The 25180-nt window shown below is 67.9% G+C and carries 26 protein-coding genes; 15 read left to right on the top strand and 11 right to left on the bottom strand.

Features of this window, described 5'->3' with window-relative positions:
- Positions 1-155: 155 nt before the first annotated feature.
- From M2351_RS37855 to M2351_RS37865, 3 genes are all read left to right on the top strand, one after another.
- The gene (locus M2351_RS37855) at positions 156-701 is read left to right on the top strand and encodes a GNAT family N-acetyltransferase (RefSeq protein ID WP_264661132.1); all 546 of its coding nucleotides are present in this window, start codon (positions 156-158) and stop codon (positions 699-701) included.
- Positions 702-735: 34 nt separating this feature from the next.
- On the top strand, positions 736-2286 hold the full coding sequence (gene guaA / locus M2351_RS37860; protein ID WP_264661133.1) for a glutamine-hydrolyzing GMP synthase: 1551 nt from the start codon (positions 736-738) through the stop codon (positions 2284-2286).
- A gap of 350 nt (positions 2287-2636) precedes the next feature.
- Positions 2637-3242: a helix-turn-helix domain-containing protein gene (locus M2351_RS37865; protein WP_264661134.1), complete on the top strand. Its 606-nt coding sequence runs from the start codon at positions 2637-2639 to the stop codon at positions 3240-3242.
- On the opposite strand, the gene M2351_RS37870 is transcribed toward M2351_RS37865, so the two are convergent.
- From M2351_RS37870 to M2351_RS37880, 3 genes are all read right to left on the bottom strand, one after another.
- Positions 3239-4486 carry an ATP-binding response regulator gene (locus tag M2351_RS37870; RefSeq protein ID WP_264661135.1) on the bottom strand — a complete coding sequence of 416 codons (1248 nt, stop codon included), beginning with the start codon at positions 4484-4486 and terminating at the stop codon, positions 3239-3241. The two genes, M2351_RS37865 and M2351_RS37870, sit on opposite strands and share 4 nt — an antisense overlap.
- Before the next feature lie 239 nt (positions 4487-4725).
- Positions 4726-5175 carry a DNA polymerase III subunit chi gene (locus M2351_RS37875; RefSeq protein ID WP_264661136.1) on the bottom strand — a complete coding sequence of 150 codons (450 nt, stop codon included), beginning with the start codon at positions 5173-5175 and terminating at the stop codon, positions 4726-4728.
- An 8-nt stretch (positions 5176-5183) separates the two neighbouring features.
- Entirely contained in the window at positions 5184-6683 is a 1500-nt protein-coding gene (locus tag M2351_RS37880) for a leucyl aminopeptidase (RefSeq protein ID WP_264661137.1), read from the bottom strand.
- Between the two features lie 227 nt (positions 6684-6910).
- On the opposite strand from M2351_RS37880, the gene lptG reads away from it, so the two are divergent.
- The 3 genes from lptG (at position 6911) to pdxA (ending at position 10680) form a co-directional block, all read left to right on the top strand.
- Positions 6911-8005 carry an LPS export ABC transporter permease LptG gene (gene lptG / locus M2351_RS37885; protein ID WP_264661138.1) on the top strand — a complete coding sequence of 365 codons (1095 nt, stop codon included), beginning with the start codon at positions 6911-6913 and terminating at the stop codon, positions 8003-8005.
- 162 nt (positions 8006-8167) lie between these two features.
- On the top strand, positions 8168-9664 hold the full coding sequence (locus tag M2351_RS37890) for a peptidylprolyl isomerase (RefSeq protein ID WP_264661139.1): 1497 nt from the start codon (positions 8168-8170) through the stop codon (positions 9662-9664).
- Positions 9664-10680, top strand: a complete 1017-nt coding sequence (gene pdxA, locus M2351_RS37895; protein WP_264661140.1) for a 4-hydroxythreonine-4-phosphate dehydrogenase PdxA — start codon at positions 9664-9666, stop codon at positions 10678-10680. The genes M2351_RS37890 and pdxA overlap by 1 nt, the downstream gene beginning before the upstream one ends.
- 88 nt (positions 10681-10768) lie before the next feature.
- On the opposite strand, the gene M2351_RS37900 is transcribed toward pdxA, so the two are convergent.
- The 4 genes from M2351_RS37900 to M2351_RS37915 all read right to left on the bottom strand — a co-directional run bounded on the left by M2351_RS37900 (position 10769) and on the right by M2351_RS37915 (position 13537).
- Positions 10769-12550, bottom strand: a complete 1782-nt coding sequence (locus M2351_RS37900; protein ID WP_264661141.1) for a sensor histidine kinase — start codon at positions 12548-12550, stop codon at positions 10769-10771.
- 134 nt (positions 12551-12684) lie between these two features.
- Entirely contained in the window at positions 12685-12807 is a 123-nt protein-coding gene (locus tag M2351_RS37905; protein WP_264661142.1) for a hypothetical protein, read from the bottom strand.
- Between the two features lie 104 nt (positions 12808-12911).
- The gene (locus M2351_RS37910; RefSeq protein ID WP_264661143.1) at positions 12912-13292 is read right to left on the bottom strand and encodes a c-type cytochrome; all 381 of its coding nucleotides are present in this window, start codon (positions 13290-13292) and stop codon (positions 12912-12914) included.
- Between the two features lie 35 nt (positions 13293-13327).
- Positions 13328-13537, bottom strand: a complete 210-nt coding sequence (locus M2351_RS37915; RefSeq protein WP_264661144.1) for a DUF3553 domain-containing protein — start codon at positions 13535-13537, stop codon at positions 13328-13330.
- 150 nt (positions 13538-13687) lie between these two features.
- On the opposite strand from M2351_RS37915, the gene M2351_RS37920 reads away from it, so the two are divergent.
- Positions 13688-14338, top strand: a complete 651-nt coding sequence (locus M2351_RS37920) for a histidine phosphotransferase family protein (RefSeq protein WP_264661145.1) — start codon at positions 13688-13690, stop codon at positions 14336-14338.
- 186 nt (positions 14339-14524) lie between these two features.
- Here the strand turns inward: M2351_RS37920 and M2351_RS37925 are convergent, their stop codons facing one another.
- A complete protein-coding gene (locus M2351_RS37925) occupies positions 14525-14698 on the bottom strand; it encodes a hypothetical protein (RefSeq protein WP_264661146.1) in 174 nt (57 codons plus the stop codon).
- 240 nt (positions 14699-14938) lie between these two features.
- Between M2351_RS37925 and M2351_RS37930 the strand changes: the two genes are divergently transcribed.
- Genes M2351_RS37930 through M2351_RS37950 form a run of 5 tightly spaced genes read left to right on the top strand, consistent with a single transcriptional unit; the run spans position 14939 to position 20673 of the window.
- Positions 14939-17695: a hybrid sensor histidine kinase/response regulator gene (locus M2351_RS37930; RefSeq protein ID WP_264661147.1), complete on the top strand. Its 2757-nt coding sequence runs from the start codon at positions 14939-14941 to the stop codon at positions 17693-17695.
- Positions 17692-18192 (top strand): chemotaxis protein CheW, encoded by a 501-nt coding sequence (locus tag M2351_RS37935; RefSeq protein WP_264661148.1) that lies wholly within the window; start codon positions 17692-17694, stop codon positions 18190-18192. Before M2351_RS37930 ends, M2351_RS37935 begins: the two co-directional genes overlap by 4 nt.
- A gap of 52 nt (positions 18193-18244) precedes the next feature.
- Positions 18245-18610, top strand: a complete 366-nt coding sequence (locus M2351_RS37940) for a response regulator (RefSeq protein WP_209762250.1) — start codon at positions 18245-18247, stop codon at positions 18608-18610.
- 54 nt (positions 18611-18664) lie between these two features.
- Positions 18665-19831, top strand: coding sequence for a protein-glutamate methylesterase/protein-glutamine glutaminase (locus tag M2351_RS37945; RefSeq protein WP_264661149.1), 1167 nt, complete (start codon positions 18665-18667; stop codon positions 19829-19831).
- Positions 19828-20673, top strand: coding sequence for a CheR family methyltransferase (locus M2351_RS37950; protein ID WP_264661150.1), 846 nt, complete (start codon positions 19828-19830; stop codon positions 20671-20673). Before M2351_RS37945 ends, M2351_RS37950 begins: the two co-directional genes overlap by 4 nt.
- Here M2351_RS37950 and gcvA read toward each other — a convergent pair.
- Complete coding sequence (gcvA, locus tag M2351_RS37955; RefSeq protein WP_264661151.1) at positions 20639-21580, bottom strand: transcriptional regulator GcvA; 942 nt, start codon at positions 21578-21580, stop codon at positions 20639-20641. The genes M2351_RS37950 and gcvA overlap by 35 nt on opposite strands.
- Positions 21581-21725: 145 nt before the next feature.
- Here gcvA and M2351_RS37960 point away from each other — a divergent pair, with 145 nt between their 5' ends.
- Positions 21726-21950, top strand: a complete 225-nt coding sequence (locus M2351_RS37960; protein ID WP_264661152.1) for a DUF1127 domain-containing protein — start codon at positions 21726-21728, stop codon at positions 21948-21950.
- A gap of 73 nt (positions 21951-22023) precedes the next feature.
- Here M2351_RS37960 and ctrA read toward each other — a convergent pair whose 3' ends face one another.
- Positions 22024-22755 carry a response regulator transcription factor CtrA gene (gene ctrA / locus M2351_RS37965; RefSeq protein WP_264661153.1) on the bottom strand — a complete coding sequence of 244 codons (732 nt, stop codon included), beginning with the start codon at positions 22753-22755 and terminating at the stop codon, positions 22024-22026.
- Between the two features lie 268 nt (positions 22756-23023).
- Between ctrA and fliI the strand changes: the two genes are divergently transcribed.
- The gene (gene fliI / locus M2351_RS37970) at positions 23024-24370 is read left to right on the top strand and encodes a flagellar protein export ATPase FliI (protein ID WP_264661154.1); all 1347 of its coding nucleotides are present in this window, start codon (positions 23024-23026) and stop codon (positions 24368-24370) included.
- Positions 24367-24804 (top strand): flagellar FliJ family protein, encoded by a 438-nt coding sequence (locus tag M2351_RS37975; RefSeq protein ID WP_264661155.1) that lies wholly within the window; start codon positions 24367-24369, stop codon positions 24802-24804. Before fliI ends, M2351_RS37975 begins: the two co-directional genes overlap by 4 nt.
- A gap of 13 nt (positions 24805-24817) precedes the next feature.
- Here M2351_RS37975 and M2351_RS37980 read toward each other — a convergent pair whose 3' ends face one another.
- A complete protein-coding gene (locus M2351_RS37980) occupies positions 24818-25177 on the bottom strand; it encodes a hypothetical protein (protein ID WP_264661156.1) in 360 nt (119 codons plus the stop codon).
- Positions 25178-25180 lie beyond the last annotated feature (3 nt).

Raw genomic sequence — 25180 nt, forward strand, 5'->3', positions numbered from 1 at the left:
TTGAGCAATATTCATTTTAGTGCTGGCTTGCGTCGTGTCATCCGGCCATCGACCGCCCCAACCGCCTATCGCGGACGGCCAACTGGACGGATCCGCCCCGCGCTCCCACTTCTCCAGAGAGGACAATGGTGCGGGGGCGCTCGATGGGCGAGGGGATGGTGATTCGGGATGCGCGTCCGTCGGACGCCGTGGGGATTGCCAAGGTCCATGTCGCCAGTTGGCGGGAAACCTACCCAGGGCTGGTGCCGGACACCTACCTCGTGAACTTGTCGGAGGCCGCCGCCGCCATGCGCTGGCACAACGCGGTGCAGGCGCACGGCAAGGGGCAGGGCGCCCTGGTCGTGGTCGACGACATGGACAAGGTCGTCGGATTCGCCACCTACGGCGGGCGCCGGGTGCCCGTGGAAGGGTATGAGGGGGAATTCTACGCGCTCTACCTGTTGGAGGAGGCGAAGGGCCAGGGAATCGGCCGGCGGCTGATGGCCCACATGGCCGAACGGCTGCTGGAGGGCGGCAAGCGCAACGCCGTGGTCTGGTGCCTGCGCGACAACCCGTCGCGCTGGTTCTACGAAAGGCTGGGCGGCGTGCGGGTCGCGGAGCGGCCGATCAAGTTCGCCGGGGCCGATCTGGTGGAAATCGCCTATGGTTGGCAGGATTTGACGCCTCTTGCACGCTTGTCCGCAGGGCCTGAAATGCGGTAGTCAGGGGCTTGATCCCCCGCATCAGGTTGTCTCCATGTCCGCCGAGCGCGTTCTCATCCTCGATTTCGGGTCTCAGGTGACCCAGCTCATCGCCCGCCGCGTCCGCGAGTCCGGCGTGTACTGCGAGATCCATCCCTTCAGCATGAGCGAGGATCGGATCCGCGACTACGCGCCCAAGGCCATCATCCTGTCGGGCAGCCCGGCCTCGGTCACCGAGGAGAACGGGCCGCGCGCGCCGGAAGCGGTCTTCACCCTGGGCGTCCCGGTGCTGGGCATCTGCTATGGCCAGCAGACCATGTGCCACCAACTGGGCGGCACCGTCTCCGGCTCCGACCACCGGGAGTTCGGGCGCGCCTTCATCGAGGTGAAGCAGACCTGCGCGCTGTTCGACGGGCTGTGGGACGTGGGTGCGCGCGAGCAGGTGTGGATGAGCCACGGCGACCGCGTCACCGCTCTGCCCGACGGCTTCCAGGCGGTGGCGGTCAGCGACGGCGCGCCCTTCGCGGCCATCGCCGACGACGCCCGCCAGTTCTACGGCGTGCAGTTCCACCCGGAGGTCGTGCACACCCCGCACGGCGCGCAGCTGCTGGCGAATTTCGTGCACCGCGTCGCCGGCCTGAAGGGCGATTGGACCATGGCCGCCTTCAAGCAGCAGGCCATCGAAAAGATCCGCGCCCAGGTCGGCAAGGGGAAGGTGATCTGCGGCCTGTCCGGCGGCGTCGATTCCTCGGTCGCGGCCGTGCTGATCCACGAGGCCATCGGCGACCAGCTGACCTGCATCTTCGTCGACACCGGCCTGATGCGCGCCGGCGAGGCGGACGAGGTCGTGACCCTGTTCCGCGACCACTACAACATCCCGCTGGTCCACCGGAAGGCGTCGGACCTGTTCCTGGGCAAGCTGGCCGGCGTCACCGACCCGGAGCAGAAGCGCAAGATCATCGGCGGCCTGTTCATCGAGGTGTTCGACGAGGAGAGCGCCAAGGTCGGCGGGGCGGAGTTCCTGGCCCAGGGCACGCTGTACCCCGACGTGATCGAGAGCGTGTCCTTCACCGGCGGCCCGTCGGTCACCATCAAGTCGCACCACAACGTCGGCGGCCTGCCGGAGCGCATGAAGCTGAAGCTGGTGGAGCCGCTGCGCGAGCTGTTCAAGGACGAGGTCCGCGCGCTCGGCCGCGAGCTTGGCCTGCCGCCCGCCTTCATCGGCCGCCACCCGTTCCCCGGCCCGGGCCTGGCCATCCGCGTGCCCGGCGAGATCACCCCGGAGAAGCTGGACATCCTGCGCAAGGCCGACACGGTCTACCTGGAGGAAATCCGCAACGCCGGCCTCTACGACGCGATCTGGCAGGCCTTCGCGGTGCTGCTGCCGGTGCGCACCGTGGGCGTGATGGGCGACGGGCGTACGTATGACCACGTCCTGGCGCTGCGCGCGGTGACCTCCACCGACGGCATGACCGCCGACTGGTACCCGTTCCCGCACGACTTCCTGGCGCGCGTGTCGAACCGCATCGTCAACGAGGTGCGCGGCGTCAACCGCGTCGTCTACGACATCACCTCGAAGCCGCCCGGCACGATCGAGTGGGAGTGAAGAAGGCTTTTTCCGGCGGGCGCGGGATGCGCGCGGCGCTGGATAGCCCTTGAATCGTTCGTCCAAATAAATCGTTCGTCCAGACAGCCCCTCTTCCCACCGCGGGAGGGGGGCTGCTTGTTTCCGCCTTGAAACGGCTGTGCCGGCCGTCCCGTTCCCGATTCGGCGTTTCCGAACAGCTTTTCTCCGCCTGGAAGGCGCAGAAAGAGCGCGTCGGCGATCCCTGGGCTGTAAAAATGCGACACAGGCCTGTTTCTTTCGAGTAACACGGGCCGTCACTCCTCTTTGAGAATCCTGATCCGGCCCGAAAGTGGTTATGCTGGTATGCCTTTGGAAAGGAGACCAGCGCCATGGAGGCGCATGAATGGCCGCACATCGTCCGCGCGCTGCGTGAATTGCACGGGGTCACCCCGGCGCAGTTCGCCATCATGATGGCGACAACGGAGGAGGTGGTTGGGCGCTGGGAATCCGGAATGAACATTCCGAGCCCGCGCGAACAGGCCCTCTTGCGCGACATGCTCACCGGCCATTACCGGCAGCACCCGACCTTCGTCGGCATCCAGGCCATGGTCCGGAGCATGGGGGAGAAATGCACGCTCTACACGCCGGGCATGATCGTCCACACCATCTCCCCGCTCCTGGAGGGCTGGCTGCGGCAGCACCGGCTCGATCTGGTCGGGACGTCGATCCTGCGCCGGCTGGACGGCCTCTCGCTTGAGATGATGGAGCGCTACGCGCTGTCCATGCTGAACGGCAACAGCGATGTGCTGTCGCTGTCCTACAAGGACCGGGCCGTCGCCTGCCGGCGCACCGTGCTGCAACGGCGCATGAGCGTCGTTCCCATGGACGGCTTCCGCGTGATCGTGCTGATCGACCAGCCGATCTACACGGACGACGGGGAGGGCATGCCGGACACGGACCTGCAGGTCATCACCGCGGACGACGTGTGCGATTAGGCGGCGGGCGCCACGAGGCGTGAGGCAGGCAGCAGGATGGTGACGGTGGTGCCTTGGCCGGGCGTGCTGTCGAGGACCACCGCACCGCCGTGAAGCTCCGCGAAGCGGCGCACGATGGGCAGGCCGAGCCCGATTCCCTCGTGCTTGCGGACCAGCGAGCGTTCGGCCTGGGTGAAGGGGCTGAAGATGCGGCCGGCGATGTCCGGCGGAATGCCCGGGCCGTCGTCGGACACGATGATGGCGACCGCGTCGGCGCGCCGCTCGATGCGGGCGCCGACCCGCCCGCCGGGGTGGCTGAACTTCACCGCGTTGTCGAGCACGCCCATCAGCATCTCGCGCAGGCGGCGGTCGTCCGCACGCAGGGTGACGGGCGATCTGGAGGTGGGTGGGCCGCCTTGCGGCAGCGAATCGACCGACAGCGCGACACTCTTTGCCTGCGCCTTGGGGGCGAGCAGTGAGAGGCAGCTGTCCAGAAGGTGGGGCAGGTCGATGTCCGACTCCGACAGCTCGATGCCGCCGGTCGAGGCGCGCGTGTAGTCGAGGATCTTGTTGACCATGGTGAGCAGGGCCTTACCGCTCTCCTCGATCAGCGTGACGTATTCCTGGCTGTCGCGCTCGCCGAGCCGGTCCTGCCCGTCCTTGGCGAGCACCTCGGCGAATCCGATGATGGAGTTCAGCGGCGTGCGCAGCTCGTGGCTCATCACCGACAGGAAATCGAGCTTCGCGCGGTCGGCTTGGCGGGCGGCGTCGAGCGCCGCGCTCAATTCGGCGGTGCGTTCCGTTACCCGCCGTTCCAGCTCCCGGTTCTCCTCGGCGGCGCGGCGGTAGAGCATGCGGATGTCCAGCATGTTGCGGACGCGGTGCAGCAGCTCCCACGCGATGAAGGGCTTGGTCAGGAAGTCGTTGGCGCCCAGTTCCAGCGACTTGCGCCGGGTCTCCTGGTCGGTGTGGGCGGTCAGGACCAGCACCGGGACGTAGTCGTCGGCGTGGATGGCCCGCACCCGCTCCATCAGCTCGAACCCGCTCATGTGCGGCATGCGGATGTCGATCAGCAGCAAGTCGAATCGTTCGGCCTCGCACAGGGCGGGGACCACGCGCGGGTCGGTTTCCCCCCGGACGCCGGTGTAGCCGTCGTGCTTCAGGATTTCGCGCAGCAGCTCGACGTTCGAATGGTTGTCGTCGACGATCAGGATGGCGGCATCCTTGATTTCCCGCGCGAGGCTCTGGTCGATGCTGCGTGTCATGAAGGCGCTGTCGTTGTCCCGCGGAAGCCCGGTGCCGTTCCACTGTCCCTCGACGTCGCCGGGCCGGTCCTCCGGTGCCGGCGGGCGGCGGGGAGGGAATAGCCTGGATCCGGGAAGGTTAATCCTTCGGAAAGGATTACCTTAAGGTCACCATAAATGCCGCGCATTGCAACCAGTTTGTCGGCTCGCGCGAAAACAATCCGCTGATGCAACGGTCGGTGGTGTGGATGCGGTGGCGCTCAGGCGCGCTTTTCCCAGCCGCCGCGGTCGTTCTGTTGCCAGTAGGTCAGCCCGTGGCCGGCGGCCTTGCAGGCCTTCCAGCGGTCGCGCGCGGCCAGGACCGCCTCCTCGTCGTTGCCGTCGAACAGGTCGCAGACGAGGTCGTAGGAGCCCAGCCGTTCGCTGGTGACGCCGTCGACCAGGACCAGCACGGTGGCGCCGTTGGGGTTTTCGTCCTCCGCGGTCAGCCAGACTGGCTGCCGTTCGGCGAATCCGTCGCGGGCGCTGCCGTGCGGCAGGAAGGAGGCAGGGTCGTAGGTCCAGAGATGTTGGTTGAGCGCGTCCACCCGCTCGGGCGAGCCGGCGAGCACGACGGCCCGCCAACTGCGCTCGATCACCTTCTCCAGGATTTTCGGCAACGCCTGTTCGAGCGTGCGCCGCTGGAGGTGGTAGAAGCGGATCTCGGTCAACGACAACCTCAGCCTTCGTGATGATCGGCCACGAAGCGGTCGAGCAGGCGCACGCCGAAGCCCGTGCCGCCCTTCGGCACCGTGGCGCTGTCCTTCTTCGACCAAGCGACGCCGGCGATGTCGATGTGCGCCCAGGGCACGTCGTTGACGAAGCGCTTCAGGAACTGCGCGCCGATGATGCTGCCGGCCCCGCGGCCCGACCCGACGTTCTTCATGTCGGCGATGTCGGAGTTGATGTCCTTGTCGTAGGCGTCGCCCATGGGCAGGCGCCACAGCGGCTCGCCCACCGCCGTGCCGGCGGCCAGCAGCCCGTCGGCCAGCGCGTCGTCGGTGGCGAACAGGCCAGCGTGCTCGTGGCCCAGCGCGATGATGACGGCGCCGGTCAGGGTGGCGAGGTCGACCATCAGGCGCGGCTTGAAGCTCTCCTGCGCGTACCACAGGCAGTCGGCCAGGACGAGGCGCCCCTCCGCGTCGGTGTTGATGACCTCGATGGTCTGGCCGGACATGGAAGTGACGACGTCACCGGGCCGCTGCGCGGTGCCGGACGGCATGTTCTCCACAAGGCCGACGATGCCAACCGCGTTCACCTTCGCCTTACGGGCGGCCAGCGCGCGCATGGTGCCGATGACCACGGCCGCACCGCCCATGTCCCACTTCATGTCCTCCATGCCGGCCGCCGGCTTGATGGAGATGCCGCCGGTGTCGAAGGTGACGCCCTTGCCGATGAACGCGACGGGGCGGCGGTCCTCCGCGTCCGGGGCGCCGTTCCAGCGCATGACGACGACGCGCGGCTCGTAGGCGCTGCCCTGGGCGACGCCGATCAGCGCGCCCATGCCGAGCTTCTTCAGCTTCTTGAGGTCGAGCACCTCGACCTCGACGCCGACCTCGGCCAGGTCCTTGCAGCGCTCCGCCAGACTTTCGGGGTGCAGGACGTTGGCGGGCTCCGACACCAGGTCGCGGGTGAAGGCGACGGAGTCGGCCAGCCCCTCCAGCCGGCCGTAGGCGCGCTTGGCGGCGTCGGCGTCGGCGGTCAGCACGTTGACCCGCTTCAGGGACGGCTTGGCATCCTTCTTCTCGGTCGTGCGGTACTTGTCGAACTTGTAGGAGCGCAGGCGGCCGCCGAAGGCCAGTTCCGCCGCCGCGTCGGCCGGGACGACGCCGGCGCCGGCCGGCAGGTCGAGCAGCACGGACACCTCGCTCTCGCCCGACTTGTCGAGTGCCGCGACCAGGGCGCCGCCGGCGGCCTGGAGGGCGGCGTCGCCCACCTCCTCCGGCTTGCCCAGCCCGACCAGCAGGATGCGGTCCAGCTCGACACCGGCGGGGGCGAGGATGGCGAGCGTCTCCTCCTTCTTGCCGGTGAACCGGCTCGCCTTCATGGCGCGGGTCAGCGCTCCGCCGGTCTTCTGGTCCAGATCCTGGCCGGCGGCGCCGAGCGTCCGCTCGTTGGCAACGGTGACGGCGACGGTGCCGGATTTGGGGAGCGACGGCTTGGCAAAGGCGAACTTCATCGAGTCCTCTCGGCTGGAACGCCCGGCGCCCAGAACATCTGGCCCGCGCCGGGAAGGGTGGGATCGATCAGCAACCTCCTTGCGATAAAGACCTTCCCAGGCGCCCTGTCAAGGCGCGGGCCAGTTGTTTCCTGCGCCGGTCCGCAGTACATAGCCCCGGCGGCGCCGCGGTCATCGCACCGGCCGGGGCGCCATTCGCCCGTTCATCGGCCGGGGAGGCCGGCGCCATGTACTCATCCGCCACGCTGTCGCGCTACATCGGGCGCCAGTTCGTCACTTGGTTCGTACTGCTGCTGCTGATCCTGTTGTCGATCATCCTGCTGCTCGACGTCGTGGAGCTGCTGCGCCGCGCCGGCAGCAAGCCGGACATCACGCTGGGCCTGATCGTCGAAATGGCCCTGATGAAGCTGCCGGAGATCGGGCAGCAGATCTTCCCCTTCGTGATCCTGTTCAGCGGCATGTTCACTTTCTGGCGGCTGACGCGCAGCGCGGAGCTGGTGGTGGCGCGTGCGGTCGGCGTATCGGCGTGGCAGTTCCTGATGCCTGTGCTGATCGCCGCGGCGCTGATCGGTGCCGTGAAGGTGACGTTGATCAACCCGGTCGGCGCGGTCTTCATCGCCAAGTACAACCAGATGCAGGACCGTTACCTGAAGCTTCGCGCCAGCAGCTTCGACGTGTCGCGCAGCGGCTTGTGGCTGCGCCAGCAGGGCGAGCGGGAGCAGTATTTCATCCACGCGGACCTGATCAACCCACAGACCTTCGAAATGTCGCAGGTGATCGTCCTGCGCTTCGACGGCGACATGAAGTACCTCGGCCGCGTGGACGCGCCGACCGCCGTGCTGCAGGCCCGCCAGCTGGAGTTGAAGAGCGCCACGATCAACGAGGGCAAGAAGGAATCGGAGACGGTCCCGACCTACACCGTCCCGACGGAGCTGGACCGGGCGACCATCGAGGAGAGCTTCGCCTCGCCCGAGACGATTTCCTTCTGGCAGCTGCCGCGCTTCATCCAGACGCTGGAGGCGACCGGATTCCCGGCGACGCGGCACCGGCTGCACTACCAGTCGCTGTTGTCACAGCCGCTTCTTTACGTCGCGATGGTGCTGTTCGCCGCCGCCTTCTCCCTGCGGCTGCCGCGCCGGGGCGGGACCATGGCCATGGTGACCGGCGGCGTGCTGACCGGATTTGTGCTGTTCGTGGCGTCCGACGTCATCCGCACCTTCGGCATTTCGGAAACGATCCCGCTGGCCATGGCGGCCTGGAGCCCGGCGGCGGTCAGCCTGCTGCTGGGCATCGCCGCGCTGTTGCATCTGGAAGACGGCTGAGGCCGGCCTTCCGACTCGAGGCGGCGCAGGGAAAAGTCGGGGCGGCGGGGCGGGCGCCCCGTCTTTGGCCACAATTCCGTTCCACTCTCGCGTCCACGATTCCGTTTACACGCGCGTGGTCGGGCCGTATTAAACGGCAACCACCTCTGGAGCTGGAGCACCATGTCGAGTTTGCGAGCCGTCCGGTCAGCCTTCGCCGCGGCGACCGCTTGTGCCCTTCTTGCCGCCGTCCCCGCGTCGTCCGCCCTTGCGCAGGCGGCGAAGGCCCCGGCCGGGAAGGTCACCAACGCTCCCGCCGGCGCGCCGGCTCCGGCCGAACGGATCGCCGCGGTGGTCAATGACGAGGTCATTTCCCTGTCCGACGTCTACGCCCGTATCCGCCTGGCGCTGCTGAACGCCGGGGTGCAGGACACGACGGAGACACGACAGCGCCTGACCCCGCAGATCCTGCGCCAGCTGGTGGACGAACGCCTCCAGATCCAGGAGGCCAAGCGCCTCGGCGTGACGGTGCCGCAGGCGGAGATCGACGACGCGATCAAGCGCATCGCCGACCAGAACCGCATGGGCCGCCCGCAGCTGGACGCGCTGCTGAAGAACCAGGGCGTGCCGGTGTCGACGCTGAAGGAGCAGGTGCGCGCCCTGCTCGCCTGGCAGAAGGTGATGCAGCGCCGCATCCGCCAGGAGATCGTGGTCGGCGACGAGGAAGTCGATGCCGTGATGCAGCGCATCAAGGCCAACATCGGCAAGCCGGAATATCTGGTGGCGGAGATTTTCCTGGCCGTCGACAGCCCCGACCAGGAGGACGAGGTGCACCGCACCGCCGACCGTCTGGTCGAGGAGGTGCGGCGCGGCGGCAACTTCGCGGCGCTGGCCCGCCAGTTCTCGCAGTCGGCCGGCGCCGCCGCGGGCGGCGACATGGGCTGGGTCCGCTCCGGCGAGCTGAACCCCGAGATGGACAAGGTGCTGACCACCATGCGGCCGGGCCAGATGTCGGCCCCGGTGCGCACGGCGACCGGCTATCACGTCCTGCTGGTGCGCGACCAACGCGCCTTCGGCAGCAGCGCCACCGCCACCGGTGGCGCCAGCGAGGCCGCGGCCCCGCCGCCCCCGCCGCGGCCGCGCGCCCAGCCGAAGCCCGACCTTGCCAAGACCAAGGTCAACATGAAGCAGATCGTCCTGCCGGTGCAGGGGCAGGGCAAGGAGCAGCTGGCCGCGGTCAAGGCCGAGGCCGAGAAGCTCCGCAAGTCGATCAAGAGCTGCGCCGACTTCGAGGCGAAGGCCAAGGCCACCGGCATTCCGGAATCGGGCGACATGGGCACGCTGCGCGCCAAGGACCTGCCGCCCGGCCTGCAGCAGCTGGTCGTCGCCATCCCGGTCGGGCAGCCCAGCCCCGTGTTGATGAGCCCGGGCGGCGCCGTCATCCTGATCGTCTGCAAGCGCGACATGCCGATGATCGCGCCGCCGCCCGAGCCGGAGCCGCAGCAGGTCGCCGCCCCGGCCCCGCCGCCCCCGCCCCCGCCGCCGGTCGATCCGAAGGACATCAAGATGCCGCCGCGCGAGGAGATCGAGCGCGACCTGATCAACGAGCGCGCGGACCTGCTGTCCCGCCGCTACCTGCGCGACCTGCGCCGCTCCGCATTCGTGGAGTTCCGGGTCTGATGACCGGCTCCGCAGTCCGGCCGCCGCTCGCCGTCACCATGGGCGAGCCGGCCGGAATCGGCGGCGACATCGTCCTGAAGGCCTGGGCGGCGCGCGTCGCCGAGGCCGTTCCCCCCTTCGTCCTGCTGGATGATCCGGACCGGCTGACGCGGCTGGCCGCGCGCATCGGGCTGGACGTCCCGGTCCGCGCCGTGTCCTCCGCGGCCGAGGCTGGCGGCGTGTTCGCCAATGCCTTGCCGGTGCTGCCCCAGGCGCTCGCCGCGCCGGTCGAGCCCGGCCGTCCCGACCCGGTCAACGGGGCGGCGGTGATCGCCAGCATCGACCGGGCGGTCGCGCTGGTGCGCAGCGGCGAGGCCGCGGCGGTCGTTACCAATCCGATCCAGAAGTCGGCGCTCTACGCCGCCGGCTTCCGCCACCCGGGCCATACCGAATATCTGGCGCACCTCGCCGGGCTGGCGGACGAGCCGGTGATGATGCTGGCCGCGCGCGACCTGCGCGTGGTGCCGGTGACCATCCACGTGTCGCTTCGCGACGCGGTGAACCAGCTGACGACGGCGGCCATCATCCACGCCGGGCGTGTCACCGCGGCGGGCCTTGCCCGCGACTTCGGCATCGAGCGGCCGCGTCTGGCCGTGGCGGCGCTGAACCCCCACGCCGGCGAGGACGGCAGCATGGGGCGGGAGGAGATCGAGATCATCGCGCCGGCCGTCGCGGCCCTGCGCGCGGAAGGCATCGACGCCGTTGGCCCGCGCCCGTCCGACACGTTGTTCCACGCGGCGGCGCGCGGCGGGTTCGACGCGGCGCTGTGCATGTACCACGACCAGGCGCTGATCCCGCTGAAGACCATCGACTTCGACACCGGGGTCAACATCACGCTGGGGCTGCCCTTCGTCCGCACGTCGCCCGACCACGGCACCGCGCTGGACATCGCCGGCACGGGCAAAGCCGGCGCCTCCAGCCTGATCGCCGCGATGCAGACGGCCGACCAAATGGCACGGACGAGGGCGGGATCGTAGCCAATTCGTAGGTTGGGTGGAGCGCCAGCGGAACCCAACTTGGTCAGCATTGCGACGCTGTTGGGTTGCGCCGTCGGCTCCACCCAACCTACGGTGCCGCCACGGTTGCGCCCGTCGGCGACTGGGCGCGCACGCGGAAGGCGGGGAGGGTGACCGTGGCGGTGGTGCCCTTGCCGGCTTCGCTCTCCAGCATGAAACTGCCGCCGTGCAACTCCACCAGCGATTTCACCAGCGGCAAGCCGAGGCCAGTTCCGGGGTAACGCCGGGTGTGGACGTTCTCCACCTGCTGGAACGGTTCCAACACGCGCTGGAGGTCCGCGGCCGGGATGCCGATGCCGGTGTCTGCCACCTGAAGCCGCAACGCGCCGTCCGCCGTCAGGAAGGCCGACAGCGACGTCCGGGCGCCCGCCGGGGTGAACTTCACGGCGTTCGACAGAAGATTCAGGAGCACTTGGGTGATGGCCCGTTCGTCGGCCCACAGGCGTGGAAGCGTCGACGGGACCTGAAGGGCCAGGGCGATGCCCTTCTCCTCGGCCAGGGGCTCGATCTGCCGCAGGCCGTGCAGGGCGAGGTCACGGACCGACAGGCTTTCCTCGTGCAGGCTGTACTTGCCACACTCGATCTTGGTGGTGTCGAGGATGTCGTTGATCAGGCTGAGCAGATGCAGGCCGGAACGCCGGATGTCGCCGACATAGTCAGTTTGGCGCGGCGCCATCGGCCCGAAGATCCCGGTCAGCAGCGCCTCGGAAAAGCCGATGATGGCGTTCAGCGGGGTCCGCAGCTCGTGGCTCATGTTGGCGAGGAACTGAGTCTTCGCCTGGTTCGCGTCGTCGGAAGCCTGTTTGGCGGCGATCAATTCCGCCTCCACGCGGTGGCGGGCGGCGATGTCGGCGATCAGGCGGCTCTGGCTCGCCCGCAGGGCGCGTTCGTTGGCTTGCAGGTCGGCCAGCATGCGCTCGCGCTGGCCGATTCCGCGCACCAGCAGCAGGATCAGCAGGGCGAGCATGCCGTTGCCGGCGGCCAGCACCAGCACCGCGTTGAACGCCTTCTTGCGCCATGGAGCCAGCACCGCCTCGCGCGCGACGGAGACATCGACGACGATGGGGAAGTCCGCCGAGCGGCGATAGCTGAGGACGCGCGGCTGCTCCTCACCCGGGGCCCGGTATTCGCGTGTGCCCTCCGCCGCTGACCTCAGGTAGGTGGTGAACAGCGGGTTGTTCAGCGCGGACCGGCCGATGTTCGCGTCGTGGCCGGGGTGGCGCGCCAGGATCTGGCCGTCGGCGTGGAACAGCGTGACGATGGCGTCGTGACCAAGGCGCAGCGTCTCGTAGAAGCGCCGGAAGGCGATCGGCTCGACGATGGCAACGATCACCCCGGCGAACCGTCCGTCGGGTGTTTCGAAGCGCCGGCTCATGCTGACGAACCAGGTTCCGGACGTGCGCCCGCGCACCGGCAGGCCGACGTAGGTTCCCGTGGTCCGGCGTTCCTTCTGGGCGATGAAGTAGTCGCGGTCGGACAGGTTCAGGTTGGCCGGCTGCGGCGTGTCGGAGTCGTGGAGAAGCTGGCCGTCGGCATTGATGAAGAGAATGGCCCGGGTCAGCGGGGACAGCGTCGTCTGGCGGCGCAGCAGCGCGTGGATGTCGGGATCGGCGCGCTGGAAGGTGTCGTCCCTGACGGACAGGACCTCCGTCAGGCCCGCCAGGATCTTGTCCACGCCGGCGAAGCTGTCGGTGGCGCGACGTTCAAGGACCAGCGACAGCTTCTGCGTGTCGTCGCGCGCCGATTGCAGGGTGTCCAGGTGGTCGCGCAGGAGGTCGTATCCGATCATGGCGTTGAAGCCAAGGATCAGAAGAATGCCGAACGCGCCCATTCCCCATTTCAGACGCGACCGCAACCCGATAGCCATCCGGCGACCACTACTCGCTCGGGGGTTGATGATACTGCGCGGCCGTTCGCCCGGAAAGGGCTTCCTTACCTTTTACGAAAATTGGAGGCGGGTCGGTCTTACAGACGAACGGAGGCGGCCGAGTAGCGGTGCGCCGAGCTGTCGTCCACGGACTTCAGGGCGACCGAGGCGCCAAAAGCGATCAGAGCGGCGGCGGCGAATCCAAGCACCATGGCCTTCATGGGTGACGCTCCCCGTGCGTGGTGAGTTGCGGGGCGCGCGGGCGCCCTTTTCCAACGACCATAGGCGGGCGTGGGCTTGGCTTCAACCCCGGCGATGCCGGCTGTCAGGGCGGGGTCGTCACCTCGCGCAAGTAGGCGAGGAGGTCGGCGCGGTCGGATGGGCTGGGGATCGTTTGCAGCGGCATCTTGCTGCCCGGCGTGACGGTGTCCGGCCCGGCCTCGAACAGGCGCGAGACGGTCGTCTCGTCCCAGACGATGCCGCTGTTCTTCAGCGCGTCGGAATAGCGGTATCCGGGCACCGACCCGGCCGGCCTTCCGAACAGGCCCCACAAGGTAGGCCCGGCGCGGTTGCCGCCATCCGGCGTCAGCGTGTGGCACAGGGCGCAGGCGCGGAACAGGGCCTTTCCGTGCTCCGGGTCGGGCGGTGGGCCGGAGGCAGGGTCGGCCAGCGCCGGCCCGGCGGCCAGCAGCAGGGCAGGGACCATCCAGACCATCCCCCGCCCGTGCGCCCGTCGGTGCGTCATCGGCGTGCCCCCGCCGTGTCGTCGGGAGACTCCGCGCCGGGGTCGGTGACGGTGAGCGCGATCACCGCCGTGTTGATCAGCACCTTGCCGGCGTGCTCGAAATTCACCGTGACGCGGTCGCCGATCGCCGACTGCACCTGTCCCAGGCCCCAGTCCGGCTGACCGGGATGGCGAACCCAGGCACCGGGAACCAGCGAATCATCCATGGCCTCTCTCCCCTTCGCCGTGTTGAGATGATACAAACGAATGCTTCCGATCCCGATGCTACAGAATGCGGGGGGCTTTGCGGAAGTTCTCGTCCGCAGTTCCCGTCTGCCCTGCCACTCAAGCCCGTCACACAAGTCTGGAGACCGTCCGTGCCGTTGGACATCCGCGTCATCGAGCTTCTCGCCTCCCGCATCTGCCACGATCTCGTCAGCCCGGTCGGGGCCATCCGCAACGGGTTGGAACTGATCGAGGAGATGGAGGACGACGAGCCGGCCGGCGGCGGCTTCGCGGGCGAGGCGATCAAGCTGATCGAGCACTCGTCGGGACAGGCCGACCGGCGCCTGCGCGTGTTCCGCCTCGCCTACGGGCTCGCCGGGCGGGAGCAGAAGGGCTTCGCCGACACGCGCTCCTCCGCGCAGGGGCTGCTGGAGGGCGGGCGCACGCGGCTGGACTGGCCGGCGGGGGTGCCGAACGACCAGCTCGCCTTCAAGCGGGGGGCTGCGAAGGCCCTGCTGAACGTCATCATCCTGGCCGACGAGGCGCTGACCCACGGCGGCACCATCGCCGTCGCCGCGACGGGCGACGAGCAGTCCGGCCGCTTCACCATCACCGCGACCGGCCGGCCGGGCGCGCTGAAGCCGGAGGCGGAGGCGGCGCTGAACGGCAGCGTCGCGCCCGCGGACCTGACCCCGCGCACCATCCACGCCTACATGACCGGCCGCTTCGCCGAGGATGACGGGTACCGCATCGCCGCCACGCCGTCCGGGCCGGAGACTCTGGTCTTCACCGTGGAGTGGTAAAGAGCGCGCTCCTTAAAGCGAATTTGCATTCGCCTTAGATTCACATGGCCTCATTTGCCGGCTCTCAGCGGATGCCTGTGGCATCCGCCTGCCGCCAGCGGGAACGAAGTTCCCGCGAGAGGCCGGGCTTCGGCCGCACGTGCGGCCGGGACCGCGGTCGCGGTCCAAAGCGGATTGCAATCCGCTTTAAAGGCGTTTGAAGAGGCGCGCCTCGGCGACGATGCGCTCCACCCCCTCGGCGGTCTGGTGCGCCGTGGTGCGCAGTTCCACGGCGATGCTGCGCCGGGCCGCGGCGGCCATCGCCTCGTTCAGCGTGGCCACCGCCGCGCGCACCGCCTGCGCTGCGTCCTCATCAGTCATGCCTGCGCTCTCCCGCCTTCCAAGGTCGGGCGACGTGCGCCCGGCTGTGACTATGGAAACGAGGGCGGCCTTTCGCAACCGGACCGCCGGGGTGGTATCGAAAGAGGTAAGGTTCTCTTAATCAGTGTTTGACACGCTCCCCGGGTAGCTGGAATGGCCCGTACCGGCGGCTTTGTGCAAGCCGCTAGCCCGGACGGCCGGCCGGAATCGGACCATCATTGAGGGCTTGGGGATCGCGACATGGATGATCTGCTCTCTGAATTCCTGACGGAAACCAACGAAAACCTGTCCGTTCTCGACGTGGAACTGGTCCGTCTGGAGCAGAATCCCAACAATCCGGAACTGCTGTCGAATATCTTCCGACTCGTCCACACCATCAAGGGCACCTGCGGCTTCCTCGGCCTGCCGCGCCTGGAGAAGGTGGCCCACGCGTCGGAAAACGTGCTGGGCAAGTTCCGCGACGGGGAACTGACCATCACCCCGGAAGCGGTGTCGCTGATCCTGCAGGCGCTGGACACCATCAAGAGCCTGCTCGCCGTGCTGGAGGCCACCGAGGCCGAGCCGCCCGGCGACGACCTGCCGCTGATCGAGCGCCTGAACCTGTGCGCCGAAGGCAAGCTGGGCGGCGGCTCCCCCGCGGCGAAGCCCGCCCCGGCGCCCGAGCCCACGGCCCCGGCCGTCGCCGCCGCGGAGTTGCCGATCCCGTCGTCCTCCGGCAACGTCACGCTCGACGAGCTTGAGGCGCTCTGGAACGCCACGCCGGGTCCGACCAGCACCGCGCTGGCCCCGGTCGCGCCGGAGCCCGCGGAGGAGCCGGCGCCGTCCCACGACCTCGTGGTTCCGGACCCGGAACCCGCGCCCGCCGCCAAGGTCCCGGCACCGGCCGCCGCCGTGGACAACGGGCCGGCCGGCACCGAAGCCGCCGCCAAGGAATCGGCGGTCGCCGCGCAGACCATCCGCGTGAACGTGGACCTGCTCGAAAACCTGATGACCATGGTCTCGGAGCTGGTGCTGACGCGCAACCAGCTGCTGCAGATCCTGCGGTCCCAGAAGGAGAGCGAGTTCGCCGCCCCGCTGCAACGCCTGAACCACGTGACGTCGGAGCTGCAGGAAGGCGTCATGAAGACGCGCATGCAGCCCATCGGCAACGCCTGGGCCAAGCTGCCGCGCCTGGTCCGCGACCTTGCGCACGAACTGGCGAAGAAGATCGACCTCCAGATGCTCGGCGCCGACACCGAGCTGGACCGCCAGGTGCTGGAGCTGATCAAGGACCCGCTGACGCACATGGTGCGCAACTCGGCGGATCACGGCCTGGAAACCCCGGCGGAGCGCCTGCGCTCCGGCAAGTCGGAGACCGGCCGCATCACGCTGAACGCCTATCACGAAGGCGGCCACATCATCATCGAGATCCAGGACGACGGCAAAGGCCTGGCGATCGACAAGATCAAGCAGAAGGCGATCCAGAACGGCCTGGCGACCGAGGGTGAGCTGGCGACGATGTCGGACCAGCAGATCATCCAGTTCATCATGAAGCCGGGCTTCTCGACCGCCGCGAAGGTCACCAATGTGTCCGGCCGCGGCGTCGGCATGGACGTGGTCAAGACCAACATCGAGAAGATCGGCGGCACGATCGAGATCAAGTCCCAGCAGGGCAAGGGCTCGACCTTCGTCATCAAGATCCCGCTGACGCTGGCCATCGTTTCCGCCCTGATCGTGGAGTGCGCCGGCGAGCGCTTCGCCATCCCGCAGATCAGCGTGGTCGAGCTGGTGCGCGCCGCCGCGGACAGCGAGCATACGATCGAGCGGCTGAAGGGCACGCCGGTCCTGCGCCTGCGCAACCGCCTGCTGCCGCTGGTCTCGCTCCAGCAGCTGCTGCGGCTCGACGACGAGGAAGGCAAGGACAAGAAGGACGACGAGACCTTCATCGTCGTCACCCAGGTCGGCACCTACACCTTCGGCATCATGGTCGACCGCGTGTTCGACACCGAGGAAATCGTCGTGAAGCCGGTGGCGCCGATCCTGCGCCACATCGAGATGTTCTCGGGCAACACGATCCTCGGCGACGGTTCGGTGATCATGATCCTCGATCCCAACGGCATCGCGTCGGCGACCGGCGAGATGGCCATGGGGGAGAATGTCAGCAAGGAGGCCACCTCGGTCCAGGCGACCCGCCAGGAGGACAAGATGGCGCTGCTGCTGTTCCGCGCCGGCGCCGGCGCGCCGAAGGCGGTGCCGCTGTCGCTGGTCGCCCGCCTGGAAGACGTGGATCTCAGCTCGGTCGAATCCTCCAACGGCCTGCCGGTCGTCCAGTACCGCGGCAAGCTGATGCCGCTGGTCCCCATCGATCCGGGTTTCGTCATCCAGACCGAAGGGCGCCAGCCGGTGCTGGTCTTCGCCGACGGCGACCGCAGCATGGGCCTGATCGTCGACGAGATCGTGGACATCGTGGAGGAGCGGCTGGTGGTCCAGCTGACCGCCGAGCGTCCGGGCATGATGGGCTCAGCGATCATCGCCGGCAAGGCGACCGACGTCATCGACGCCGGCTTCTTCCTGACCCAGGCCTACAAGGACTGGTTCGGCTCGTCCTCCACGGAGGGCTACGAGGAGGAGAAGTCGCAGCAGCGCGTGCTGCTGGTCGACGACAGCCCCTTCTTCCGCAACCTGCTGACCCCGCTGCTGTCGGTGGCCGGCTACGACGTCACGGCCGTGGAGAACGCCACGGAAGCCCTGGCGCTGTGCGAGTCGGGCGAGGACTTCGACGTCATCGTGTCGGACATCGAGATGCCGGGCATGAGCGGCTTCGACTTCGCCGAGGCGGTCCGCCAGGGCGGCCGCTGGAGCGCGATCCCGATGGTCGCCCTGTCCAGCCACGCCAGCCCGCGCGACCTCGACCGCGGACGCCAGGCTGGCTTCACCGACTATGTCGCCAAGTTCGACCGTGACGCGCTGCTGTACGCGCTGCAGCAGACGCTGTCCGAGCAGAAAGGTGCCGCATGAGCAACGCCAAGCTGCCCACCACGACCAAGAAGGCCAAGGGCGACGAGATCGTCTCCGGCGGCAACCAGGACTATGTGACCATGACGATTGCCGACCAGCTGTTCGGCATCCCGGTCCTCCAGGTCCAGGACGTGCTCGGGCATCAGCGGATCACCCGCATCCCGCTCGCCCCGCCGGAGGTCGCCGGATCGCTGAACCTGCGCGGCCGCATCGTCACCGCCATCGATGTCCGCCTGCGGCTCGGCCTGACGTCGCGCCCGAAGGACAAGCCGGGCATGTCCATCGTGGTCGACCTGCGCGGCGAGTTGTACAGCCTGATGGTCGACAGCGTCGGCGAGGTGCTGAGCCTGTCCAACGACGACTTCGAGCGCAACCCGGCGACGCTCGATCCGCGCTGGCGGGAGGTGTCCACCGGCATCTACCGCCTGAACGGGCAGTTGATGGTGGTCCTGGACGTGCCGCGCCTGCTGAACTTCACCACTATGGAAGCGGCCTGAGGCTACTCTCACCGGTCTGCGGAAAAAGCGAAGCCTTGAGGTCCGAGTCACCATGAAATCCTGCCTTGTGGTCGATGACAGCCGCGTGGTCCGTAAGGTCGCGCGGAAGATCCTGGAGGAGCTGAACTTCGCCTGCACCGAGGCGGAAGACGGCAAGCAGGCCATGGAAGCCTGCGCGGACCGGATGCCGGACGCGATCCTGCTGGACTGGAACATGCCGGTGATGACCGGCATCGAGTTCCTTCGCCGTCTGCGGAAGATGAGCGGCGGGGACTTCCCCAAGGTCGTCTTCTGCACGACGGAAAACGATCTGGCGCACATCCAGGAGGCGCTGTCCGCCGGGGCGAACGAGTACATCATGAAGCCCTTCGACAGCGATATCATCCAGACAAAGTTCCAGCAGGTCGGTCTGCTGTGATGCGGAGACATTCCGCATCGCAGCCGCCCTGGCCGCCGAAAGGCTGACCACGTCATGTCCGACCGTTTTGGCAAGAGCCCCTTTGCCGCAGCGCCGCCGACCAACCAGGACCCGGTCCGGGTCATGGTGGTGGACGACTCCGCCGTGATCCGCGGCCTGCTGACCCGTGCCCTGGAAGGCGACCCCGACATCCGGGTCGTCGCGTCCGTCGGCGACGGGCAGATGGCCATCAACTCGCTCCAGCGCAACTCGATCGACGTGATCGTGCTGGACATCGAAATGCCGGTGATGGACGGCCTGACCGCCATCCCCAAGCTGCTGGCGGTGGCGCCGCAGGTCAAGATCATCATGGCCTCCACGCTGACGCTGCGCGGGGCCGACATCTCCATGCGCTGCCTGTCGGCGGGTGCCGCCGACTACATCCCGAAGCCTACCTCGACCCGCGAAATCGGTGGGGCGGAGGACTTCAAGCGCGAGCTGGTGTCCAAGGTGAAGGCCCTGGGTGCTGCGGCCAAGCGCGCCGGTTCCCGCTCCCGCGGGGAATTGCGCCCGCTGACCCCAGTTTCGCCGGCCTTCCTGAAGCGCGAACCGCCGCCGGTGACCCTGCGCCCCGCGCCGGCCGTCGGCGTCGGCGCCCCGGTGAAGCCAGATCTGATCGCCATCGGCAGTTCCACAGGCGGCCCGCAGGCGCTGTTCGAGGTGCTGAGCCACCTGAAGGGCGGCGTGACGCAGCCCATCCTGATCACCCAGCACATGCCGGCCACCTTCACCACCATCCTGGCGGAGCACATCACCCGCCAGTGCGGGCTGAACGCTCAGGAGGCGAAGGATGGCGAGCCGATCGTTCAGGGGCGCTGCTACATCGCGCCCGGCGATTTCCACATGCTGGTCCACCAGCGCGCCGGCGCCAACGTCATCGCGCTGACCAAGGACCCGCCTGAGAATTTCTGCCGCCCGGCGGTGGACCCGATGATGCGGTCGATCGTGCGCGCCTATGGCCGCAAGGTGCTGGCCTGCATCCTGACCGGCATGGGCCAGGACGGGCTGAAGGGCTGCACCGAGGTGGTGAACGCCGGTGGCACGCTGATCGCGCAGGACGAGGCGTCCAGCGTCGTCTGGGGCATGCCCGGCGCGGTGGCCCAGGCGGGCATCTGCTCCGCCGTGCTGCCGCTGAAGGAAATCGGACCCTACATCCGCAAGTTCGCGTCGAGGGCAGCATGAGAGTCGAAGATTTCGACATGTTCTCCACGCTGCTCAAGCAGCGTTCCGGCCTCGTCCTCACCCGCGACAAGGCCTACCTGCTCGAATCCCGGCTGATGCCGGTGGCGCGCAAGTGGAACATGAAGGGGCTGGAGGAACTGGCCGCCACCGTGCGCACGCGCAAGGACGAAGCCCTGCTGCGCGACATCACGGAGGCGATGACCACCAACGAGTCCTCCTTCTTCCGCGACCAGAAGCCCTTCGACCAGTTCCGGCAGATCGTCCTGCCGCGGTTGCTGGAATCGCGTGCGACCAAGCGGTCCATCCGCATCTGGTCGGCGGCCTGCTCCTCGGGGCAGGAGGCCTACTCGCTGGCCATGATGCTGAACGAGGACGCGGCGAAGATCGCCGGCTGGCGGATCGAGATCGTCGGCACCGACATCTCGTCGGAGATGGTGGAGCGGTCCAAGTCCGGCGTCTACACCCAGTTCGAGGTGCAGCGCGGCCTGCCCATCCAGATGCTGGTGAAGCATTTCAAGCAGCAGGGCGACAAGTGGCAGATCAGTCAGCAGCTGCGGCAGATGGTCAGCTTCCGCGAGTTCAACCTGCTGGGCGACCTGTCGGCGCTGGGCCAGTTCGACGTGGTGTTCTGCCGCAACGTGCTGATCTATTTCGACCAGCCGACCAAGACCAAGGTGCTGGACTCCATCGCCCGGCAGATGCCGCAGGACGGCGTGCTGTATCTCGGCGGCGCCGAGACGGTCCTGGGCATCACGGAGCGCTTCAAGCCGGTGGATGGGCAGCGCGGGCTCTACAGCCTGGGCGGCTTCACGGCGCCGGGTGGGTTGAAGGCGGCGGGCTGAGGGCCGCTGCGGCTGCGGCGCCCTCCTCGACGACCCAGCGGCGGAAAAGGGCAATCTTCGGCCGCTCGGCGGTTTCCGCCGGGCAGACGACGTAATAGCCGAAATCGCCCGGCAAGCTCAGCCCGAACAGCCGGACGAGCTTGCCGGTCGCCAACTCTTCCGACACCAGCGTCGCCCGCGCCATCGCGACTCCCTGGCCGTTCTCCGCGGCCTCAATAGCGATTCCGATCTCGTCGAAGACCAGTTCCGACGTGGGCTTCAGGTCGCTGAGGCCGGCGCTGGCCAGCCACGCCGCCCAATAGGAATGGCCGATGTCGTCCAGCAGCACGTGATGCCGGAGGTCGGCTGGGTGCTCCAGCGTTGGGCGTTCCAGCGGCGTCGGCCCGTGCAGCAGGGCCGGGCTGCAGACCGGAAAGACCTCGTCGTTCAGGAAGCGGTCGGCGCGCAACCCCTCCCAAACCCCCAGCCCGTGGCGCAGCGCCATGTCGACATCGGCTTCGCGCTCGAAATCGATCTCGTGCTGGCTGACGCTGATCCGCAGATGGATTTCCGGATGGCGCGCCCGGAAGCGGCCAATCCGGCTCATCAGCCAGCGGCTGGCGAAGGACGGCGCCACGCTGATCGTCAGGACGCCGGACCGCTCATGCTGCGTGATCCGTTCCAGCCCGGCCGCCAGCCGGGCGAAGGCGTCACGCACGCTGGGCAGCAGAAGCTGGCCGGCGTCGGTGAGGACGAGCGCTTGGTTCAGGCGGCGGAACAGCCGTACGCCGAGGCGGTCCTCCAGCGTGCGGATCTGGTGGCTGATCGCGCTCTGGGTGACGTTCAGCTCCTCCGCCGCCCGGGTGAAGCTGAGGTGGCGCGCGGCCGCTTCGAAGGCGCGCAGGCCGTTGAGGGGAGGGATCGGCATGATGCTTTCGTCAGACGCGCGGTCCGGCGGGAACTGCCCAGCCGCATGAAATTCTCTCATGCAGGTTAGAGAAAGCATCCTTTGCGGGCAAGCCGCAGTCCGGTGCATTTCAAGGGGGACGTTGAACGAACTGGAGTGTCAGGTAATGAGCAAGCGGTCCGTGGCCATCGGGTCCGTGGAGCAGGATTTCGCGGTTGTCCGAGGCGGGCGCCGCCTGTTTTCGTGGCTTGCGGCGGAGATGGTCGGGATGATCGGCCGGCACCGTCAGCGCCGGTCCTTGGCGGACCTAGACGACCGGCTGCTGCGCGACATCGGGTTGAGCCGCGCGGAGGCCATGCGTGAGGTCGAAAAGCCGCTGTGGCGGGAGTGATCCGGCAGCCCTGTTGGGTTTCGCTGACGCTCCACCCAACCTACGACGGGATTTTGAGTAATCGCAGCGGGCGTCAGCCCGCTGCCTGTGCCTGAGGGTGCGGGACGCGCGGCAGCGGGGCGGCGTCCTCGTGCGGGTCGCGCAGCACGTAGCCGCGGCCCCAGACCGTCTCGATGTAGTTGTCGCCCTGCGTGGCCGCCGCCAGCTTCTTGCGCAGCTTGCAGACGAAGACGTCGATGATCTTCAGTTCCGGCTCGTCCATGCCGCCGTAGAGATGGTTCAGGAACATCTCCTTGGTCAGCGTGGTGCCCTTGCGCAAGCTGAGCAGCTCCAGGATGCCGTATTCCTTGCCGGTCAGGTGCAGCGGCTGGCTGTCCACCTCCACCGTGCGGGTGTCCAGGTTCACGGTCAGGCGGCCGGTGCGGATGATGCTGTCGGAATGGCCCTTGGACCGGCGCACGATCGCCTGGATGCGGGCGATCAGCTCGCGCTTGTCGAACGGCTTGGTCAGGTAGTCGTCGGCGCCGAAACCCAGGCCCTTGATCTTGTGGTCAAGCTCCGACAGGCCGGACAGGATCAGGATCGGTGTGGTGACGCGCGCGGCGCGCAGGCGGCGCAGAACCTCGTACCCGTCGATGTCCGGCAGCATCAAATCCAGGATGATGATGTCGTAGTCGTACAGCTTGCCGATTTCCAGCCCGTCCTCACCGAGGTCGGTTGAGTCGACGATGTAGCCCTCCGATTGGAGCATCAACTCGATGCTTTTGGCGACGGACGAATCGTCTTCGACCAGCAGAACCCTCATGGCGATATCCCGACGTTTGATGGCGCTTTTCTGGCAACCCGATAAGGCGTGGTAGGGTCGTATGACCCTTAACAGATCGGCTCGTCTGTTTACAGAGGTTAACAGACGATTCAGCTTAACGCCAGAGGCATAGCGCTTCATTTAACGTTAATGTTTCGAGACGATCATACTGCAGGTGGTGGCCGCCGCTGTGCGCGCCGCCGCCCGTACTCCCGTCCCGGTCATCCGTCCCGGATTCCTTGTCAACGTCCGCGAAACAGCCAAAAACGTGCCCGCCGACGTCGCCCGCCTCCTTCACGAGATCGATGCCCTTCCCGGCTACAGCCGGTTCGGGCGCGTCACCGCTGTGCTCGGCCTTTTGGTCGAGGTCGGCGGCATCGAAAAGGAATTGTCCGTCGGCGGCCGTTGCATCGTGGAATCCCGCGACGGTCGCCAAGTACCTTGTGAGGTGGTCGGCTTTCGACAAGGGCGCGCATTGCTTATGCCGTTCGGGTCTATTGACGGGGTGGGGCTCGGCTGCCGGGCTCTGGTGTCGGACGGCCAGCCATCCGTTTTCCCCACCGACGCATGGCTGGGCCGCGTCATCAACGCGCTTGGCGAGCCGGTGGACGGCAAGGGGCCGCTGCCCAAGGGACCGCGCGGCGTGCCGGTGCGCAACAACCCACCCTCGGCCCACGCCCGCGCCCGCGTCGGCGAGAAGCTGGACCTGGGCATCCGCGCGATCAACGCCTTCCTGACCTGCTGCCGCGGCCAGCGCATGGGCATCTTCGCGGGCTCCGGCGTCGGCAAGTCGTCGGTCATGTCGATGCTCGCCCGCTTCTCCGCCGCGGAGGTTGCGGTGATCGGCTTGATCGGCGAGCGCGGGCGCGAGCTTCAGGAGTTCATCACCGAGGATCTGGGCGAGGAAGGCCTGGCGCGCAGCATCGTCGTCTGCGCCACGTCGGACGAGGCGCCGCTGATGCGCCGACAGGCGGCCTACATGACCATGGCAGTGGCGGAGCATTTCCGCGACCAGGGCCGCGACGTGCTGTGCATGATGGACAGCGTCACCCGCTTCGCCATGGCCCAGCGCGAGATCGGCTTGTCCGCCGGCGAGCCGCCGACGACCAAGGGCTACCCGCCGACCGTCTTCGCCGAACTGCCGCGCCTGCTGGAACGGGCCGGGCCGGGCGTGGCCGGGTCCGGCTCCATCACCGGGCTGTTCACCGTGCTGGTGGAAGGCGACGACCACAACGAGCCGATCGCCGACGCCGTGCGCGGCATCCTGGACGGGCACATCGTGCTGGAACGCCAGATCGGCGAGCGCGGGCGCTACCCCGCCATCAACATCCTGCGCAGCGTGTCGCGAACCATGCCCGGCTGCAACGCGCCCATCGAGAACGAACTGGTGAACCACGCGCGCCGCCTGATGTCGTCCTACGACAACATGGCGGAGATGATCCGCCTGGGCGCCTACCGGAAAGGAACGGACCCACAGGTGGACGAAGCCATCCATTACCAGCCGGCGCTGGAGGCCTTCCTGAAGCAGGGCAAGCGTGAGGCGACGAACCTCGACGAGAGCTACGCCATGCTGGCCGCCATCTTCGGTATCGAACAGTGGCCGCCGCAAGAATGAGCAGCCTCAAGACCATCATCCGCTTGCAGAAGTGGAAGCTCGACGAGAAGCGCCGCGCGCTGGCCGAGCTTCAGAACCTCGCCGACCGCCTGAAGGCCGAGATCGAGCGGCTGAAGGAAGAGATCGCGGCGGAGCAGGAGACGGCCCGCAGCAACGTCGAATACTCCTTCACCTACAGCAACTACATCCAGGCCGCCATGGAGCGCGGCCGGCGCCTGACCCAGTCCATGGGGCAGGTGGAAGGCCAGATCTCCGTCGCCACCGACGAGATGGCCGAAGCCTTCCAGGAGCTGAAGCGCTATGAGCTGGCCGAAGAGGAGCGGCTGAAGCGCGAGAAGGAAAAGCTGAAGCGCAAGGAGGCCAACATGCTGGACGAGACCGCGCTCGTCGGCTTCCGCCGTCGCCAGCAGGAGGAGAACGGCGCCGAGCCGTGACGCCGCGATTGGTCTAGATGCGCCGCATCCGGGCGAAGAGATGCGGGTTGTCCCAGCCGGGCTGGCGGTCTTCCACGACGACGCGATGGGGTACGGGGGCCGGGCGTTCCACCGTGATCTCGGCCCAGCGGGGCACCAGCTCGTTGTTGAGGTCGTCGAGCACGGTGAGCGCCAGCGCCTCCAGTCCGCCGCCGGTGAGGGTGGAGAGGTCGCCCAGGTAGCCGATGAAGCCGGCGGGATTCAGCACCAGACGGTCGGGCACATAGCGCACGGTCAGGCGCGTGCCGGGCAGGGGCTCGCCTTCCAAATCGACCAGGTAATCATGGCGGGTGTCCGGGTTGGGCGCGCTGGTCAGCAGGGCGCGGCGGTGCATGGG

It is taken from the genome of Azospirillum canadense, from assembly GCF_025961225.1.
In the GTDB taxonomy this organism is placed as follows: Bacteria; Pseudomonadota; Alphaproteobacteria; order Azospirillales; family Azospirillaceae; genus Azospirillum; species Azospirillum canadense.

Bases quoted from the DNA above. Each gene is read 5' to 3' on its own strand.
- M2351_RS37910 (WP_264661143.1), bottom strand. From the start codon at position 13,292: ATGGTCCCTGCCCTGCTGCTGGCCGCCGGGCCGGCGCTGGCCGACCCT.
- gcvA (WP_264661151.1), bottom strand. From the start codon at position 21,580: ATGCCGATCCCTCCCCTCAACGGCCTGCGCGCCTTCGAAGCGGCCGCG.
- M2351_RS37935 (WP_264661148.1), top strand. From the start codon at position 17,692: ATGAGCAACGCCAAGCTGCCCACCACGACCAAGAAGGCCAAGGGCGAC.
- M2351_RS37855 (WP_264661132.1), top strand. From the start codon at position 156: ATGGTGATTCGGGATGCGCGTCCGTCGGACGCCGTGGGGATTGCCAAG.
- M2351_RS37930 (WP_264661147.1), top strand. From the start codon at position 14,939: ATGGATGATCTGCTCTCTGAATTCCTGACGGAAACCAACGAAAACCTG.
- M2351_RS37870 (WP_264661135.1), bottom strand. From the start codon at position 4,486: ATGACACGCAGCATCGACCAGAGCCTCGCGCGGGAAATCAAGGATGCC.
- guaA (WP_264661133.1), top strand. From the start codon at position 736: ATGTCCGCCGAGCGCGTTCTCATCCTCGATTTCGGGTCTCAGGTGACC.
- M2351_RS37975 (WP_264661155.1), top strand. From the start codon at position 24,367: ATGAGCAGCCTCAAGACCATCATCCGCTTGCAGAAGTGGAAGCTCGAC.
- M2351_RS37940 (WP_209762250.1), top strand. From the start codon at position 18,245: ATGAAATCCTGCCTTGTGGTCGATGACAGCCGCGTGGTCCGTAAGGTC.
- M2351_RS37925 (WP_264661146.1), bottom strand. From the start codon at position 14,698: ATGACTGATGAGGACGCAGCGCAGGCGGTGCGCGCGGCGGTGGCCACG.
- lptG (WP_264661138.1), top strand. From the start codon at position 6,911: ATGTACTCATCCGCCACGCTGTCGCGCTACATCGGGCGCCAGTTCGTC.
- M2351_RS37880 (WP_264661137.1), bottom strand. From the start codon at position 6,683: ATGAAGTTCGCCTTTGCCAAGCCGTCGCTCCCCAAATCCGGCACCGTC.
- pdxA (WP_264661140.1), top strand. From the start codon at position 9,664: ATGACCGGCTCCGCAGTCCGGCCGCCGCTCGCCGTCACCATGGGCGAG.
- M2351_RS37960 (WP_264661152.1), top strand. From the start codon at position 21,726: ATGAGCAAGCGGTCCGTGGCCATCGGGTCCGTGGAGCAGGATTTCGCG.
- M2351_RS37890 (WP_264661139.1), top strand. From the start codon at position 8,168: ATGTCGAGTTTGCGAGCCGTCCGGTCAGCCTTCGCCGCGGCGACCGCT.
- M2351_RS37980 (WP_264661156.1), bottom strand. From the start codon at position 25,177: ATGCACCGCCGCGCCCTGCTGACCAGCGCGCCCAACCCGGACACCCGC.
- ctrA (WP_264661153.1), bottom strand. From the start codon at position 22,755: ATGAGGGTTCTGCTGGTCGAAGACGATTCGTCCGTCGCCAAAAGCATC.
- M2351_RS37900 (WP_264661141.1), bottom strand. From the start codon at position 12,550: ATGGGCGCGTTCGGCATTCTTCTGATCCTTGGCTTCAACGCCATGATC.
- M2351_RS37865 (WP_264661134.1), top strand. From the start codon at position 2,637: ATGGAGGCGCATGAATGGCCGCACATCGTCCGCGCGCTGCGTGAATTG.
- M2351_RS37915 (WP_264661144.1), bottom strand. From the start codon at position 13,537: ATGGATGATTCGCTGGTTCCCGGTGCCTGGGTTCGCCATCCCGGTCAG.
- M2351_RS37905 (WP_264661142.1), bottom strand. From the start codon at position 12,807: ATGAAGGCCATGGTGCTTGGATTCGCCGCCGCCGCTCTGATCGCTTTT.
- M2351_RS37945 (WP_264661149.1), top strand. From the start codon at position 18,665: ATGTCCGACCGTTTTGGCAAGAGCCCCTTTGCCGCAGCGCCGCCGACC.
- M2351_RS37950 (WP_264661150.1), top strand. From the start codon at position 19,828: ATGAGAGTCGAAGATTTCGACATGTTCTCCACGCTGCTCAAGCAGCGT.